We start from the raw sequence: 15,185 nt of genomic DNA, 5'->3' as shown, positions 1-15,185 counted from the left end.
GGTCAAGCTGCCTTTTCCGCGGCCTTCAGGGCGCGCTTGAGGTCGTCGATGAGGTCGTCCGGATCCTCCAGGCCGATGGACAGCCGGATCGTCCCCTGCCCGATGCCGGCGCCGGCCAGGGCTTCGTCGGTCATGCGGAAGTGGGTGGTGCTGGCCGGGTGGATCACCAGCGAGCGGCAGTCGCCCACGTTGGCCAGGTGGCTGAACACCTTCAGCGCCTCGATGAAGGTGCGGCCCTGGGCCCGGTTGCCGCGCAGGTCGAAGCTGAACACCGAGCCGGCGCCCTTGGGCAACAGCTTCTGCGCCAGAGCATGGCTGGGGTGCGATTCCAGCATCGGGTGGCCCACGCTCTGCACGAAGGGGTGCGAGGCCAGGAACTGCACCACCTTCTCGGTGTTGCGCATGTGGCGCTCCATGCGCAGGGGCAGGGTCTCGATGCCCTGCAGGATCAGCCAGGCGGTGTGCGGGCTCATGCAGGCGCCGAAGTCGCGCAGGCCCTCGCGTCGGGCGCGCAGCAGGAAGGCGCCCACCGTGGATTCCTCGCTGAACACCATGCCGTGGAAGCCGTCGTAGGGCCGCGTGAGCACGTCGAACTTGCCCGACCGGTCCCAGTCGAAGCTGCCGCCGTCGACCACGATGCCGCCGATCACGGTGCCGTGCCCGGACAGGAACTTGGTGGCCGAGTGGTAGACCAGGTCGGCGCCCAGTTCCAGCGGCTTCTGCAGGTAGGGCGTGGTGAAGGTGGAATCGACCAGCAGCGGCAGGCCGGCCTCGTGCGCGATGGCCGACACCGTCGGGATGTCCAGCACGTCGAGACCCGGGTTGCCCACGGTCTCGCCGAACAGCAGCCGGGTGTTGGGCCGGATGGCGGCACGCCAGCCGTCGATGTCGCCCGGCTTGACGAAGGTCGTCTCGATGCCGAAGCGCGGCAGCGTGTAGTGCAGCAGGTTCTGGGTGCCGCCGTACACGGCCGTGCTGGCCACGATGTGCGAGCCCGAGCCCATCAGCGTGGCGATGGACAGGTGCAGGGCCGCCTGCCCGCTGGCCGTGGCGATGGCGCCGATGCCGCCGTCCAGCGCCGACACCCGTTGCTCCAGCACCGCATTGGTCGGGTTGCTGATGCGGGTATAGACGTAGCCGGCCCGCTCGAGGTTGAACAGCGAGACCGCGTGGTCGCTCGATTCGAAGACGAACGAGGTGGTCAGGTGGATGGGTACGGCGCGCGCGCCGGTGGCCGGATCGGGCGCCGCTCCCGCGTGCAGCGCGAGGGTGTCGAAGCCGGGGTCGGAATGGCCGGGCATGGGTCTCCTGCAGGTGCCTGCTGTCGTTGTGTACGGCCGGAATTGTGGGCTATATTCATCTGCACCCGCCCGTGTGCGCGGCTCGAGGAGAAAGCCATGAAGGTCAGCGACATCCTGCGCGTCAAGGGCAATACGCTCTACACCGTCAACCCCGACGAGCCGCTCGCCACGGCCATCGCGGTGATGGCCGACAAGGACATCGGCTCGCTGGTGGTGATCGAGCACGGCGACCTGGTGGGCATGCTCACCTTCCGCGAAGTGATCCAGTGCATCGTGAAGAACGGCGGCGTGGTGGGCGAGCGCCTGGTGCGCAGCGCCATGGACGATGCCCCGCTCACCTGCACCGCCGAGACCGAGCTGGACGAAGTGCGCCGCATGATGCTGGACCGGCACGCGCGCTACATGCCCGTGATGGACCGCCGCATGCTGATGGGCGTGATCAGCTTCTACGACGTCGCCAAGGCGGTGGTGGACAGCCAGAACTTCGAGAACCGCATGCTCAAGGCCTACATCCGCGACTGGCCCAGCGGCGAGGACTCGCAACCCACCGCCCAGCTCTGACGCGGGCCTCTGGAATAATCGCCGCCCATGAGCGGCAACACCTTCGGCACCCTGTTCGCGGTCACCAACTTCGGTGAATCGCACGGGCCGGCTATCGGGTGCGTGATCGACGGCTGCCCGCCGGGGATGGAACTGTCGGAGGCCGACCTCCAGCCCGACCTGGATCGCCGCCGCCCCGGCACCAGCCGCCACGTCACCCAGCGCCAGGAAGCCGACCGGGTCGAGATCCTCTCGGGCGTCTACGAAGGCAGGACCACCGGCACCCCGATCGCCCTGCTGATCCGCAACACCGACCAGCGCAGCAAGGACTACAGCGAGGTCGCCCAGGCCTTCCGCCCCGGCCACGCCGACTACACCTACCTGCAGAAGTACGGCCTGCGCGACCCGCGCGGCGGCGGCCGCTCCTCGGCCCGGATGACGGCCCCCATGGTGGCCGCCGGCGCGGTCGCCAAGAAGTGGCTGGCCCAGCGGCACGGCATGGTGTTCCGCGGCTGCATGCAGCAGCTGGGCGAGCTCGAGGTCGGCTTCGAGTCCTGGGACCACGTGCCGAACAACCCCTTCTTCGCGCCTGTCGCCGACGTCTCGCACCTGGAGGCCTACATGGACAGCCTGCGCAAGGCGGGCGACTCCTGCGGCGCGCGCATCCGCGTGACGGCCGGCAACGTGCCCGCGGGGTTGGGCGAGCCGCTGTACGACAAGCTCGATGCCGACATCGCCTGGGCGATGATGGGCATCAATGCGGTCAAGGGCGTGGAGATCGGCGCCGGCTTCGCCAGCGTCAGCCAGCGCGGCACCACCCACGGCGACTCGCTCACGCCGCAAGGCTTCGCGTCCAACCACGCGGGCGGCGTGCTGGGCGGCATCAGTACCGGGCAGGACCTGGAGGTGTCGATCGCGATCAAGCCCACCAGCTCCATCATCAGCCCGCGCGAGACCATCGACGTGCGCGGGCAGCCGACGCAGGTGGTGACCAAGGGCCGGCACGACCCCTGCGTGGGCATCCGCGCCACCCCGATCGCCGAAGCCATGCTGGCGCTGGTGGTGATGGACCACGTCCTGCGCCACCGGGCCCAGAACGCCGACGTGCAGCCGCCGCTGCCGCCCATCGCAGCCTCCTTCCTCTGATTCGTCGGGCTCGGCTGCCCGACCCGCTGCTGCCGCGCTTCGCATCCGGGCGGATGCAATTGTTACGGCTGCGCAACCCGTTGGGCTGCTCCTGTAAGGCTAGCACCTGCCCCAGGCCAGACAAAGCGTTGGCGGCCCCTGCGAGCCGGCATTCGGGCCGGTACGGCCATGCAGGGCCATGCGCCATCTGACTGGGCATTGCGCATACGCTTCAAGAACTAGTGCATATCGATATGCCCAGTTCCGAGCCGCCGCCCCACCAGCCACCCCAGGCCGACGCCCCGAAACCCGCCGATGTGGGAAAACTTCCCACGCGGCAGGACGTGGCCCAGCTGGCGGCCACGCTGGCGGAGAGCGAGGAGCGGCTGCGGCTGGCGGTCGAGGCCGGCGGCATGGGCGTCTGGCAGATCGACCTGCAGACCAACCGCTCGACCTGGTGGCCGGGCATGGAACGGCTGCACGGCCTGCCGCCCGGCTCGCCGCCGCTGCACGGCGAGGCCTACATCGAAGCCATCGACCCGCGCGACCGCGACGCCGTGCGTGCGGCGATCCGCGAAGCCATCGTCAAGACCGGCTGGCACCGGATCGAGTACCGGGTGCACTGGCCCGACGGACGGGTGCGCTGGATCGAGGCGCGCGGCCGCGTTCGCCGCAGCGAGGCGGGCAAGGCGCTGTCCCTGTCCGGCGTGTGCGTGGACGTCACCCGCCGCAAGCACATCGAACACGACCTGAAGTTCCTGGCCGAGGCCAGCGCCGAACTGGCCAGCGTCAACGACTACCCCGGCACGCTGGACCGCATCGCGCGGCTGGCCGTGCCGCGGTTCGCAGACTGGTGCGCGGTGGACATCCAGCAGCCGGACGGCTCGCTGCGGCGCGTGGCCACGGCGCACGTGGAGCCGGGCAAGGAGCGCCTGCTGCGCGAGATGCACGAGCGCTACCCGCCCGACCCGCTGTCGCCCGTGGGCACCTGGCACGTGCTGCGCACCGGGCGCGGCGACCTGGTGCCGGAGATCAGCGACGAGATGGTGTCCGCCGGGGCGGCCGACGAGCACCTGCGCGAGATGCTGCGCCAGTTGGGCATCCGGTCGTACATCGGGGCGCCGCTCAACACGCGGGGGCGGACGCTGGGCGTGCTGACCTTCATCACCAGCCGCTCGGGCCGGCGCTACGGACCGGAGGACCTGGCGCTGGCCGAGGACCTGGCGCGCCGTGCCGCGGTGGCCATCGACAACGCCCAGTTGCTGGCGGCCATGCGCGAGTCCGACCGCGCCAAGGACGTCTTCCTGGCCACGCTCGCCCACGAACTGCGCAACCCGCTGGCGCCGATCTGGAACGGGCTGTCGCTGATCAAGCGCGCCAGCGGGGACGCGCATCGCATCGAGCAGGTCAGCGGCATCATCGAGCGCCAGGTGGGCCAGCTCTCGCGCCTGGTCGATGACCTGCTGGACGTCTCGCGCATCACGACCGGCAAGATCGAGCTGAAGAAGGAGCCGACCAACCTGGTGCACGTGATCAATGCGGCGGTGGAGGTCAGCCGGCCGCACATCGAGGCGGCGCACCACAAGCTGTCGATCACCTTCCCCGACGCGCCCACCGACCTGGTGGCCGACGCCGCGCGCCTGACCCAGGTGTTCTCCAACCTGCTGAACAACGCGGCCAAGTACACCCGGCGCGGCGGGCGCATCAGCGTGGCGGTGGAGGCCCTGCCGCAGGACCTGGTGGTCCGGGTGCGCGACAACGGCATCGGGATCGCGCCCGAGATGCTGCGCAAGGTGTTCGGCCTGTTCACCCAGGCGACCCGCCCCGACGAGCGCCACCACGGCGGCCTGGGCATCGGCCTGTCGCTGGTCGAGGGGCTGGTGCGGCTGCACGGCGGCCAGGTCGAGGCGCACAGCGCCGGCGCCGACCAGGGCAGCGAGTTCGTGGTGGTGCTGCCGCGCCAGCGGCGCGCACCCGCTGCCGGGCCGCAGGCCGGCGGTGGCAAGCCGGAGGTGGTAGCGGCCCAGCCGCCCGCGCGCCGCATGCTGGTGGTCGACGACAACGAGGACGCAGCCAGCACGGTGGCCGAACTGCTGAAGATGGCGGGCAACGAGGTGGTGGTCGCCCACGACGGCGAGGGCGCCGTGGCCTGCACCGCCGAATTCCGGCCCGACGTCGTGCTGCTGGACATCGGCCTGCCCGACATCAGCGGCTACGAGGTGGCGCGGCGCATCCGCAAGCTGGAAGGCGTGCGCCAGCCCATGCTGGTGGCCCTGACCGGCTGGGGCCAGCCGCAGGACAAGGAGGCGGCGGCGCAGGCCGGCTTCGACCAGCACTGGACCAAGCCGGTGGACCCTTTGCGCTTGCAGGAACTTTCGGCCCGCTGAGCCCTCGTTCCTTGGGCGTGGGACACTCGTCCCTGTCTCCTTGCTGCGCCCGCCATGTTCAAGACCTTCCGCGACCTGCTCACTTCGCTCACCGCTGCGCCGTCCGACGCCGCGCCGGATCCGAAGGCGCTGGAGCTGGCCTGCGCCGTGCTGCTGGTGGAGGTCATGCGGGCCGATCCGCAGACCGCGTCCGGCGAGCGCGAGGCCGTGCTGAGGGCCCTGCGCCAGCGCTTCCCGCTGGGCGACGAGGCGCTGCACGACCTAGTGGCCATGGCCGAGGAGGCCTCGCGCACGGCGGGCAGCTTCCACCAGTTCACCGCGGAACTCAATGCGCAGCTGCCGCAGCCCGAGAAGATCCAGATCGTCGAGACCCTGTGGCAGGTCGCCTATGCCGACGGCCACCTGGACGCGCACGAGAACCACGTGATCTCGCGCATCGCCGGCCTGCTGCACGTGACCCACGGCGAGTACATCGCGGCCAAGCTGCACGCCAAGCAGGCGGCCGGACTGTAGGCCCGCTCCGACGCCGGGGCGCCGCGCCGTTCTACGCGGCCCGGCAGCCCGCTTGGCCATAGTGGGACGACCAAGCCAAGGAGTCCCACGATGGAGAGAAAGCCCAGCGCGCGCAGTGGCGCCGACGCCACCGCCGAGAAGCAGCGCGACATCCAGCGCGAACAGGATCGCAAGGACGAGGCCAAGGCCCGCGCCAAGGAGGCCGGCCAAGGGCCGCAGCCGCAGAAGGACAAGGCGGTCCAGACCGGCCGCACGCAGCCTCAGGACCTGCCGGCCCAGCACCTGGAGAAGCCCGGCATCGAGGCCGACATGGAACTCAGGCCGCGCTTCATGGCGCCCGACTACCGGGGCAGCGGCAAGCTCGAGGGCATGGCCGCGCTGGTCACCGGCGGCGATTCGGGCATAGGCCGCGCAGTCGCCGTGCTGTATGCCCGCGAGGGCGCCGACGTCGCCATCGTCTACCTGGAGGCGCAGCAGGACGCCGAGGAGACCCGGCGTTGCGTCGAGAAGGAGGGCCGGCGCTGCCTGCTGGTCCGCGGCGACGTAAAGGACTCGAAGTTCTGCCGCGAGGCGGTGGAAAAGACCGTCGCCGAATTCGGCCGGCTGGACATCCTGGTGAACAACGCGGCCTTCCAGGAGCATGCGAACTCGCTGGCGGACATCACCGACGAGCGGCTGGAAGAAACCATGAAGACCAACATCTTCGGCTACTTCTACATGGCGCGTGCCGCGCTGCCGCACCTGAAGCAAGGGGCGTCCATCATCAACACCGGCTCGGTGGTGGGCCTGCGCGGCAGCGGGCAGTTGCTGGACTACTCGGCGACCAAGGGCGCGATCCACGCCTTCACCATGTCGCTGGCTTCCAGCCTGCTCGACAAGGGCATCCGGGTGAACGCGGTCGCGCCGGGGCCGGTGTGGACGCCGCTGAACCCGGCCGACCAGACCGCCGAGAACGTGGGCCAGTTCGGCAAGGCCACGGACTTCAAGCGGCCGGCGCAGCCGGAGGAACTGTCGCCCGCCTACGTGTTCCTGGCCGCGCCCTCGTGCGCGAGCTACATCACGGGCATCGTGCTGCCGGTGACGGGCAGCGTGGGCGGCACCTAGCGCGGGGCAGCGAGGGTCATCCCTCGTTCACCAGCACCCAGAACTCGTAGACCTGCCGCATCCGGCGGCACAGTTCGTCGTAGTTGCTCGCCTTGCCGATGTAGCTGTTGGCGCCGGCGGCGTAGCAGGCCGCGATGTCGGTCTTCTCGATCGACGAGGAGTGCATCACCACCGGCAGGCGCGCGGTGCGCGGATCGGTGCGGATGGCGCGCAGCACCTGCAGCCCCGACAGGGGGAGCAGCTTCATGTCCAGGATGACGAGCCGGGGCAGGCGCCGGCTGGCACGGCCGGCGTAGCGGCCCTGGGCGAACAGGAAGTCCAGCGCCTCCTGGCTGTCGGCCAGCGCCAGCACCTCGCCGGCCTCGCAGCACTCCGAGAGCGCGAGCTCGGTCAGTTCGAGGTGGTCGGTGTTGTCGTCCACGACCAGGACGGCGGGTTCCTTCATGTCGGGCCGAGCCTTGATTGCCTCCGGCGATGGCCGGACTCCCCCTGTCACCCCGCTGCAGGAGCGGGGTCCCGGATTATGGGCGATCGGGGCGAGCGGGTTCCGGGCCGCCGCCGTTCACTCGTAGGCCGACAGGGGTACGCAGGCGCAGAACAGGTTGCGGTCGCCGTACACGTTGTCCACGCGGCCGACCGGCGGCCAGTACTTGGCATGGCGCCGTTCGTCCAGCACCGCGGCCCCGGTCTCGCGCGGGTAAGCGTGCGTCCACTCGCCCCGCAGCAGCGCGCCCGCCGTGTGCGGTGCGTGCTTGAGCGGGTTGTCGTCCTGCGGCCATTCGCCGCGCTCGACGCGCCGGATCTCCTCGCGGATGGCGACCATGGCGGCGATGAAGCGGTCCAGTTCGTCCAGCGTCTCGCTCTCGGTCGGCTCCACCATCAGCGTGCCGGCCACGGGGAAGGACAGCGTGGGTGCATGGAAGCCGTAGTCGATCAGGCGCTTGGCCACGTCCTCGGCGGTCACCCCGCTGGTTTCCTTCAACGGACGCAGGTCCAGGATGCACTCGTGCGCCACGTGGCCGTTGGGGCTGGCGTACAGCGTGGGGTAGTGGTCTTTCAGCCGGGCGCTGATGTAGTTGGCCGACAGGATGGCGACCTCGGTGGCCTGGCGCAGGCCCTCGGCGCCCATCATGCGGCAGTACATCCAGCTGATCGGCAGCACCGCCGCGTTGCCCAGCGGCGCTGCGGAGACCGCGCCGACACCGTGCGACTTGATGCCGGCCGTCTCGTGGCCGGGCAGGAAGGGCACCAGGTCCTCGACCACGCAAACCGGGCCCACGCCCGGCCCGCCGCCGCCGTGCGGGATGCAGAAGGTCTTGTGCAGGTTCAGGTGGCTGACGTCGCCGCCGAACTCGCCCGGCGCCGCCACGCCCACCAGTGCGTTCATGTTGGCACCGTCCACGTACACCCGGCCGCCGTGCGCGTGGACCAGCTCGCACAGTTCCTTGACCGGCTGCTCGAACACGCCGTGCGTGCTGGGGTAGGTGATCATGATGCAGGCCAGGTTGGCGCTGTGCTGCTCGCACTTGGCCTTCAGGTCCTCCATGTCCACGTTGCCGTTGGCGTCGCAGCCGGTCACCACCACCTGCAGGCCGGCCATCTGCGCGCTGGCCGGGTTGGTGCCGTGGGCGGAGGAGGGGATCAGGCAGACCTTGCGGTGCCCCTGGCCGCGGCTCTCGTGCCACGCCCTGATCGCCAGCAGGCCGGCGTACTCGCCCTGGGAACCGGCGTTGGGCTGCAGGCTGATGCCGGCATAGCCGGTGGCCTGGCAGAGCCAGGCGCGCAGCTGCTCGTCGAGCATGGCGTAGCCCTGCAGCTGGTCGCGCGGGGCGAACGGGTGCACGTGCGCGAACTCCGGCCAGGTGATGGGGATCATCTCGCTGGTGGCATTCAGCTTCATGGTGCAGCTGCCCAGCGGGATCATGCTGCGGTCCAGCGCCAGGTCCTTGTCGGACAGGGCGCGGATGTAGCGCAGCATGCCGGTCTCGCTGTGGTGCGTGTTGAACACCGGGTGCGTGAGGAAGTCGCTGGTGCGGCGCAGCGACGGCGGGACCAGCGGCTCGATGCCGTTCTCGAAGTCGGCAATCCTCGGCAGGTCCTGGCCGGGGTGCGCGAAGATCCGCCACAGCAGCTCGATTTCGGTCCGCGTGGTCGTCTCGTCCAGCGAGATGCAGATGTACTCGTCCCAGGCCACGCGCAGGTTGGCGCCCATGGACACGGCCCGCGCCGCGATGTCCTTCGTGGCCTCGCCGGTCTTGTACGACAGGGTGTCGAAGGCGGTGCCTCCGTGCCGCTGCGCCTGGGAGTAGCCCAGGCGCTCCAGGCCCTTGGCGAGGATGGCGGTGTAGCTGGCGACCCGCTGCGCGATCCGGCGCAGGCCCTGCGGTCCGTGGTAGACCGCGTACATGCTGGCGATCACCGCCGGCAGCACCTGCGCGGTGCAGATGTTGGAGGTGGCCTTCTCGCGCCGGATGTGCTGCTCGCGCGTCTGCAGCGCCAGGCGGTAGGCCGGGTTGCCGTGGCTGTCGATGCTGACGCCGACCAGCCGGCCGGGCAGGGACCGCTTGTACTCGTCGCGGCAGGCCATGAAGGCCGCGTGCGGGCCGCCCGCGCCCATGGGCATGCCGAACCGCTGGGTGCTGCCCACCACGATGTCCGCGCCCCATTCGCCCGGGGGCACCAGCAGGGCCAGCGCCAGCAGGTCGGCGGCGACGATGGCGGCGGCCTGCTTGTCGTGGATGCGCTGCACGTCGGGAGCCCAGTCGTGCAACCAGCCGCTGCTGGCCGGGTACTGGATCAGGGCGGCGAAGAACTCGCCGGACAGGGCCTTGTCCCATTCCTCGGCGGAATTGGCGACCACGATCTCGAAGCCCATTGGCTGGGCGCGCGTGCGGATCACCTCGATGGTCTGCGGGTGGCAGTCGCCGGCGATCACGAACGTGCTGGATTTCGACTTGACGCTGCGCCGGGCCAGCGTCATGGCCTCGGCGGCCGCGGTGGCCTCGTCCAGCATGGAGGCGTTGGCGATCGGCATCGCCGTCAGGTCGCACACCATGGTCTGGAAGTTCACCAGCGCTTCCATCCGGCCCTGCGAGATCTCCGCCTGGTAGGGCGTGTAGGCGGTGTACCAGGCCGGGTTCTCCAGCACGTTGCGCAGGATGACGGCAGGGGTCAGGGTGCCGTAGTAGCCCTGGCCGATGAAGCTCTTGAACACCTTGTTCTTCGAGGCCATGGCGCGCAGTTCCGCCAGCGCCTGCGCCTCGGTCGCCGGCGGCGGCAGGTTCATGGCGGAGCGGCGGGCGATCGAGCGCGGCACGATGCCCTCGACCAGCGCGCGGCGCGAGGCCTCGCCGATGACCGACAGCATGTGCCGCTCGTCGGCTTCGCCGATGCCGATGTGGCGCGGGATGAATTCGGCCGGGTTCTCGAGCTCGGCGAGGGGGCGGGCGGAGGACGTCATGGGAAGGCTCTCGTGGTCTGGATTCGTCACCCCCGCGCACGCGGGGATCCGGTCGGCCGCGCGCAGCGCGGCTTGCAGGCCCTGGATCCCGGGCGACCGGCCCCCGCGGAGGCGGGGGCGGGAATGACGGTGGTGGTGGTCAGGCGCTCTTCGTGAAGGCCTCGTACGCCGCCGCGTCCATCAGCCCGTCGAGCTCGGACTTGTCGGCCAGCCGGACCTTGAAGAACCAGCCCTGGCCGAGCGGGTCGGTGTTGGCCAGGGCCGGGTCGGCGCGCAGCGCCTCGTTCACCTCGGTCACTTCGCCGGCGATCGGCATGTAGACGTCGGCCGCGGCCTTGACCGACTCCACCACGCCGGCCGCATCGCCCTTGGCGTAGCGCTTGCCGACCTCCGGCAGGTCCACGAACACCACGTCGCCCAGCGCGTCCTGCGCGTGCGCGGTGATGCCCACCGTCGCGACGTCGCCGTCGAGCTTGATCCATTCATGTTCCTGCGTGTACTTCACGGTCATGGCGCTTCTCCTTCGGGGTGGAATCGGTTTGTCGTCCTAGCCGCGGTGGTAGCGGTGCGGCACGAAAGGCATGGGGCTCACGTCCATGGGCACCGGCTTGCCGCGCACGATGGCGTTCAGGCGCGTGCCCATCGCCGCCTGCGCCGGCGCCACGTAGGCCATGCCGATCGGCTTGTCGAAGCTGGGGGCCAGCAGCCCGCTGGTGACTTCGCCCACCTTGCGGCCCTCGGCATCCTGCAGCTCGGTGTGCTCGCGCACCGGCACCCGCTCGGCCGCGACCAGGCCGATGCGCTTGCGCTCGACCGGCACGGTGCCGTCGAGTTGCCCCAGCACGCGTTCGGCGCCGGGGAAGCCGCCGGCTCGCTCGCCGCCGCGGCGGCGCACCTTCTGGATCGCCCAGTTCAGGCCGGCCTCGACCGGGGTGGTGGTCGCGTCGATGTCGTTGCCGTGCAGGCACAGGCCGGCTTCCAGCCGCAGCGAGTTGCGGGCTCCCAGGCCGATCGGCTTGACCTCGGGCTGGGCGAGCAGGGCGCGCGCGAAGGCCTCGGTCGCGGGGCCGGGGACCGAGATCTCGAAGCCGTCCTCGCCGGTGTAGCCGCTGCGGGTGACGAACAGGTCGTTGCCCTGCCAGGCGAAGCGCTCGCCGGTCATGAACACCAGCTTCTCCACGCCGGGCAGCAGGCGCGCCAGCACATCGACCGCCTTCGGGCCCTGCAGTGCGAGCAGGCCGCGCCCGGGCATGGGCACCACCCCGCAGCGCGCACCGATGCGCTGCTGCAGGTGGGCGATGTCCGCATCCTTGCAGGCGCCATTGACGACGACGAACAGGTCGTCGCCGCGGTTGGCGAACATGAGGTCGTCGAGGATGGTTCCCTCGTCGCTGAGCAGCAGGCCGTAGCGCTGCCTGCCCGGCGCCAGGCCGATCACGTCCACCGGCATCACGGACTCGAAGGCCGCGGCGGCGCCGGTGCCCTCCAGTCGCAGCTGCCCCATGTGCGACACGTCGAACAGGCCGGCGGCCTGGCGCGTGTGCAGGTGTTCGGCCATCAGGCCAGTGGGGTACTGCACCGGCATCGAATAGCCGGCGAACGGCACCATGCGCGCACCCAGTTCCAGGTGCAGCGCGTGCAGCGGGGTGGTGCGAAGCTCTTGCGGGGCGGTGGCGGACAAGCGGCTCTCCGGTCAAGGATGGGGCATCAAAACCATGGTATCGGCCATGGCCGCGCCCCTGCTGTCCGCTTTACCTGAGAGATTCACCCCTTACACGGGGTTTGCTCCTTCGGTGGACGCCAACCCATCGGGCGGCGCCTCTCTCCAGCAAGGCAACGCCCCGCGAACGGGGCGACCGCCAGTCCCTTTTGCCTGAGCGTTCGGCTATGCGCCTGCGCCTTCGGCGGCCCCACGCGGGGGCTCTCTCCTGACGATGGCGGGATTGTATGTGAGGCCGGCGTGCCGGCCGGCCTCATCGTGCGTACACCAGGTCGCGCAGCGTGAGCGACAGCGCGGGGAAGTAGGTGACGATCATCAGGCAGCCCAGCACCACCAGCACGAAGGGCAGCAGGTGCGGGACGATCCGGTCCAGCGAGACGCGCGCCACCGTGCAGGCCGCGAACAGGTTGACTCCGAACGGCGGCGTGATCATGCCCAGCGCCAGGTTCACCACCATGATCAGCCCGAAGTGCACCGGGTCGATGCCGAAGTGCTGCGCCACCGGCGCCAGGATGGGCGCCAGCACGATGATGGCGGCGCTGGTCTCGATGAACATGCCGATGACGAAGAGCGCCGCGTTCACCCCGAGCAGGAACATCGCCGGGCTCTGGAGCACCTGCTCCAGCCAGTGCCCGATGGCCTCCGGCACGCCGGCGCGCGTGATCAGGAAGGCGAACAGGCCGGCATTGGCGATGATGAACATGATCACCGCCGAGGAGATCACCGAGCGGCGCAGCACGGCGAACAGGTCGCGAACACCGATCTCGCGGTAGATCAGGATGCCCACCACGAGCGCGTAGAACACCGCCACGGCGGACGCCTCGGTCGGCGTGAAGATGCCCCCGTAGATGCCGCCCAGGATGATCACGGGCATCAGCAGCGCCCAGCCGGCCTGCCAGGTCGCGCGCCCGAGCGGCAGGCGGCCGTCGCCGTCGCTCTTGCCCAGGCCCTTCCACTTGCACCACAGCCAGACGAACAGCATCAGCGCGCCGCCGATCAGGATGCCCGGGCCGAAGCCGGCGATGAACAGTTCGCCGATGGAGATCTCGGCGCTGACGCCGTACAGGATCATCGGGATCGAAGGCGGGATCACCACGCCCAGTTCGGCGCTGGTGGCCTGCAGCGCGGCGGCCCAGGTGGTCGGGTAGCCGTGCTTGATCAGCGCCGGGATCAGGATCGCGCCGATGGCGAAGGTGGTGGCCACCGAGGAGCCCGACACCGCCGCGAAGATCATGCAGGTCAGCACGCAGGTCATGGGCAGGCCGCCCTGGACGCCGCCCACCAGGCTCTTGGCGAATTCCACCAGCCGGCGCGAGATGCCGCCGGCTTCCATCAGGTTGCCGGCCAGGATGAAGAAGGGGATGGCCGCGAGCGGAAACTTGTTGATCGCGTTGAACATCTCCTTGACGGAGATGAGCATGTGGGCGTTCACCACCTGGATGCCCAGGATGGCCGCCAGCCCGATCGAGACGGCCACCGAGACGCTGAGCGCGAAGCACAGCACCATGGTGGCGATCATCACGCTGGTCATTGCGCCGTCTCCAGTTCGTTGCGCTGCGGATCGAGCAGGTTGCCCACGATCCCCAGCATGGAGAAGATGGCGCCGACCGGCAGCGCCAGGTAGCCCCAGAACATCGAGATCGACTCCAGGCCGGCCATGGTCTGCACCTGGCCGCGCACGGCATAGTCCCAGCCCCACCAGAAGATGATGGCGATCAGCAGCAGCGAGGCGGCGGCCACCGCCCAGTCGAGGAAGCGGCGCATCTTCGGCGGGCTCCAGCGATAGAGCACGTCCACGCTGATCATCGCCCCCTGGCGGAAGGCCAGCGGGATGCCCAGGAACACCATCCAGATCAGTGACAGCCGGATCAGGATCTCGCTCCACTCGGCCGGCTGCTCCAGTACGAAGCGGGTGACGATCTGGAACATGCCCAGCGAGCTGGCCACCACCAGCATGGCGCAGGCACCCGCCATGGCCAGCTCGCTGGTGAAGCGCTCGAGGCGCAGGAAGGTTTCTTTCACGGGGCTCGTGTCCTTGTCGCGAAAAGGCCCGCGGGAGCGGGCCTTGCTAGTCCGTCATCCCCGCGTTCGCGGGGATGACCTGCCATGCACGCCCGCGCAGCGGGCGTGCGCGCAGGTCACTTGAAGTTCCGGATCTTGTCGAGGTTGGCCTTGCCGAACTGCTTCTCGAACTCGGCGCTCACCGGGGCCAGCGCCGCGACGAACTTGGACTTGTCCAGGTTGTCGATCACGGTCATGCCCTTGGCGCGCAGGTCGGCCACGCCCTTGGCGTCGTCCTCGTCCACGCGCGCGCGGTTGGCCTTGGTGCCTTCCTTGGCGGCCTCGATGAAGGCCTGCTTGTCGGCTGCCGAGAGCTTGTCGAACACGGCCTTGTTCATCACGAAGATGGCCGGCGAATAGACGTGCCCGGTCAGCGACAGGTGCTTCTGCACCTGGTCGAACTTGGCCGAGATGATCACCGACAGCGGGTTCTCCTGGCCGTCCACCGTGCCCTGCTGCAGGGCGGTGAACACCTCGGGGAAGGCCATGGGCGTGGTGATGATGCCGAACGCCTTGTAGGCGGTGATGTGCACCGGGTTCTCCATGGTGCGCATCTTCAGGCCCTTGAGGTCCTCGGGCGCCTTCACGTCGCGCTTGCTGTTGGTCATGTGGCGGAAGCCGTTCTCCGCCCAGGCCAGCGCCTTGAAGCCCTTGCTGTCGAACTTGCCCAGCAGCTCCTGGCCGATCGGGCCGTCCAGCACCGCGCGGGCATGGGCCTTGTCGCGGAACAGGAAGGGCACGTCCAGGATCTTGGTCTCGGGCACGAAGTTGGGCACCGGGCCGGTGGAGGTGAAGGTCAGCTCCTGGGTGCCCAGCTGCACGGCCTCGATGGACTCGCGCTCGCCGCCCAGGGCGCCGGAGAAGAAGTTCTGGATCTTGTACTTGCCGCCGGTGCGCTTCTCGACCTCGCGGGCGAACACGTCGATGGCGACGCCCTGGTGGGAGTTCTGCGCGACCGAGATGCTGTTGCGCAT

The 15,185-nt window shown here is 69.7% G+C and carries 13 protein-coding genes and 2 riboswitches; of the genes, 5 read left to right on the top strand and 8 right to left on the bottom strand.

The genetic code is table 11. From position 1 onward, the window contains the following. Positions 1 to 2: 2 nt before the first annotated feature. Positions 3 to 1,301, bottom strand: a complete 1,299-nt coding sequence (locus VEC03_RS00935; protein ID WP_324912250.1) for an O-acetylhomoserine aminocarboxypropyltransferase — start codon at positions 1,299 to 1,301, stop codon at positions 3 to 5. Positions 1,302 to 1,397: 96 nt separating this feature from the next. Here VEC03_RS00935 and VEC03_RS00930 point away from each other — a divergent pair, with 96 nt between their 5' ends. The 5 genes from VEC03_RS00930 to VEC03_RS00910 all read left to right on the top strand — a co-directional run bounded on the left by VEC03_RS00930 (position 1,398) and on the right by VEC03_RS00910 (position 6,970). After that, positions 1,398 to 1,862, top strand: coding sequence for a CBS domain-containing protein (locus VEC03_RS00930; RefSeq protein WP_324912249.1), 465 nt, complete (start codon positions 1,398 to 1,400; stop codon positions 1,860 to 1,862). A 27-nt stretch (positions 1,863 to 1,889) separates the two neighbouring features. After that, positions 1,890 to 2,987, top strand: coding sequence for a chorismate synthase (gene aroC / locus VEC03_RS00925; protein WP_324912248.1), 1,098 nt, complete (start codon positions 1,890 to 1,892; stop codon positions 2,985 to 2,987). A gap of 296 nt (positions 2,988 to 3,283) precedes the next feature. Further along, positions 3,284 to 5,353, top strand: coding sequence for a hybrid sensor histidine kinase/response regulator (locus tag VEC03_RS00920; RefSeq protein WP_324912247.1), 2,070 nt, complete (start codon positions 3,284 to 3,286; stop codon positions 5,351 to 5,353). A gap of 54 nt (positions 5,354 to 5,407) precedes the next feature. After that, a complete protein-coding gene (locus tag VEC03_RS00915; protein WP_324912246.1) occupies positions 5,408 to 5,866 on the top strand; it encodes a TerB family tellurite resistance protein in 459 nt (152 codons plus the stop codon). A 90-nt stretch (positions 5,867 to 5,956) separates the two neighbouring features. After that, positions 5,957 to 6,970 (top strand): SDR family oxidoreductase, encoded by a 1,014-nt coding sequence (locus tag VEC03_RS00910; protein ID WP_324912245.1) that lies wholly within the window; start codon positions 5,957 to 5,959, stop codon positions 6,968 to 6,970. Between the two features lie 16 nt (positions 6,971 to 6,986). Here the strand turns inward: VEC03_RS00910 and VEC03_RS00905 are convergent, their stop codons facing one another. From VEC03_RS00905 to VEC03_RS00875, 7 genes are all read right to left on the bottom strand, one after another. Further along, complete coding sequence (locus VEC03_RS00905) at positions 6,987 to 7,415, bottom strand: response regulator (RefSeq protein ID WP_324912244.1); 429 nt, start codon at positions 7,413 to 7,415, stop codon at positions 6,987 to 6,989. A 117-nt stretch (positions 7,416 to 7,532) separates the two neighbouring features. Then, positions 7,533 to 10,430, bottom strand: coding sequence for an aminomethyl-transferring glycine dehydrogenase (gene gcvP / locus VEC03_RS00900; protein WP_324912243.1), 2,898 nt, complete (start codon positions 10,428 to 10,430; stop codon positions 7,533 to 7,535). Positions 10,431 to 10,569: 139 nt separating this feature from the next. Then, positions 10,570 to 10,941 carry a glycine cleavage system protein GcvH gene (gene gcvH, locus VEC03_RS00895; protein ID WP_324912242.1) on the bottom strand — a complete coding sequence of 124 codons (372 nt, stop codon included), beginning with the start codon at positions 10,939 to 10,941 and terminating at the stop codon, positions 10,570 to 10,572. A 36-nt stretch (positions 10,942 to 10,977) separates the two neighbouring features. Continuing rightward, the gene (gene gcvT / locus VEC03_RS00890; RefSeq protein WP_324912241.1) at positions 10,978 to 12,111 is read right to left on the bottom strand and encodes a glycine cleavage system aminomethyltransferase GcvT; all 1,134 of its coding nucleotides are present in this window, start codon (positions 12,109 to 12,111) and stop codon (positions 10,978 to 10,980) included. A gap of 51 nt (positions 12,112 to 12,162) precedes the next feature. After that, positions 12,163 to 12,269: riboswitch (glycine riboswitch) on the bottom strand. An 11-nt stretch (positions 12,270 to 12,280) separates the two neighbouring features. Next, a riboswitch (glycine riboswitch) is annotated at positions 12,281 to 12,371 on the bottom strand. Between the two features lie 32 nt (positions 12,372 to 12,403). Further along, positions 12,404 to 13,681, bottom strand: a complete 1,278-nt coding sequence (locus tag VEC03_RS00885) for a TRAP transporter large permease (RefSeq protein WP_324912240.1) — start codon at positions 13,679 to 13,681, stop codon at positions 12,404 to 12,406. Then, complete coding sequence (locus VEC03_RS00880) at positions 13,678 to 14,172, bottom strand: TRAP transporter small permease (RefSeq protein ID WP_324912239.1); 495 nt, start codon at positions 14,170 to 14,172, stop codon at positions 13,678 to 13,680. Before VEC03_RS00880 ends, VEC03_RS00885 begins: the two co-directional genes overlap by 4 nt. A gap of 116 nt (positions 14,173 to 14,288) precedes the next feature. Continuing rightward, positions 14,289 to 15,185, bottom strand: an 897-nt coding sequence (locus VEC03_RS00875) for a TRAP transporter substrate-binding protein (RefSeq protein ID WP_324912238.1), incomplete at its 5' end; no start/stop codon positions are given.

Origin of the sequence: Ramlibacter sp. (assembly GCF_035627355.1) — a bacterium.
In the GTDB taxonomy this organism is placed as follows: Bacteria; Pseudomonadota; Gammaproteobacteria; order Burkholderiales; family Burkholderiaceae_C; genus Ramlibacter.
The sequence above is the reverse complement of the archived record's forward strand: the minus strand, read 5'-3'. Positions and strand labels throughout refer to the sequence as shown.

What these genes read in the sequence shown, in the direction of transcription:
- VEC03_RS00935 (WP_324912250.1), bottom strand. Translation starts at nt 1,301, where the DNA reads ATGCCCGGCCATTCCGACCCCGGCTTCGACACCCTCGCGCTGCACGCG.
- VEC03_RS00930 (WP_324912249.1), top strand. Translation starts at nt 1,398, where the DNA reads ATGAAGGTCAGCGACATCCTGCGCGTCAAGGGCAATACGCTCTACACC.
- aroC (WP_324912248.1), top strand. Translation starts at nt 1,890, where the DNA reads ATGAGCGGCAACACCTTCGGCACCCTGTTCGCGGTCACCAACTTCGGT.
- VEC03_RS00915 (WP_324912246.1), top strand. Translation starts at nt 5,408, where the DNA reads ATGTTCAAGACCTTCCGCGACCTGCTCACTTCGCTCACCGCTGCGCCG.
- VEC03_RS00910 (WP_324912245.1), top strand. Translation starts at nt 5,957, where the DNA reads ATGGAGAGAAAGCCCAGCGCGCGCAGTGGCGCCGACGCCACCGCCGAG.
- VEC03_RS00905 (WP_324912244.1), bottom strand. Translation starts at nt 7,415, where the DNA reads ATGAAGGAACCCGCCGTCCTGGTCGTGGACGACAACACCGACCACCTC.
- gcvP (WP_324912243.1), bottom strand. Translation starts at nt 10,430, where the DNA reads ATGACGTCCTCCGCCCGCCCCCTCGCCGAGCTCGAGAACCCGGCCGAA.
- gcvH (WP_324912242.1), bottom strand. Translation starts at nt 10,941, where the DNA reads ATGACCGTGAAGTACACGCAGGAACATGAATGGATCAAGCTCGACGGC.
- VEC03_RS00885 (WP_324912240.1), bottom strand. Translation starts at nt 13,681, where the DNA reads ATGACCAGCGTGATGATCGCCACCATGGTGCTGTGCTTCGCGCTCAGC.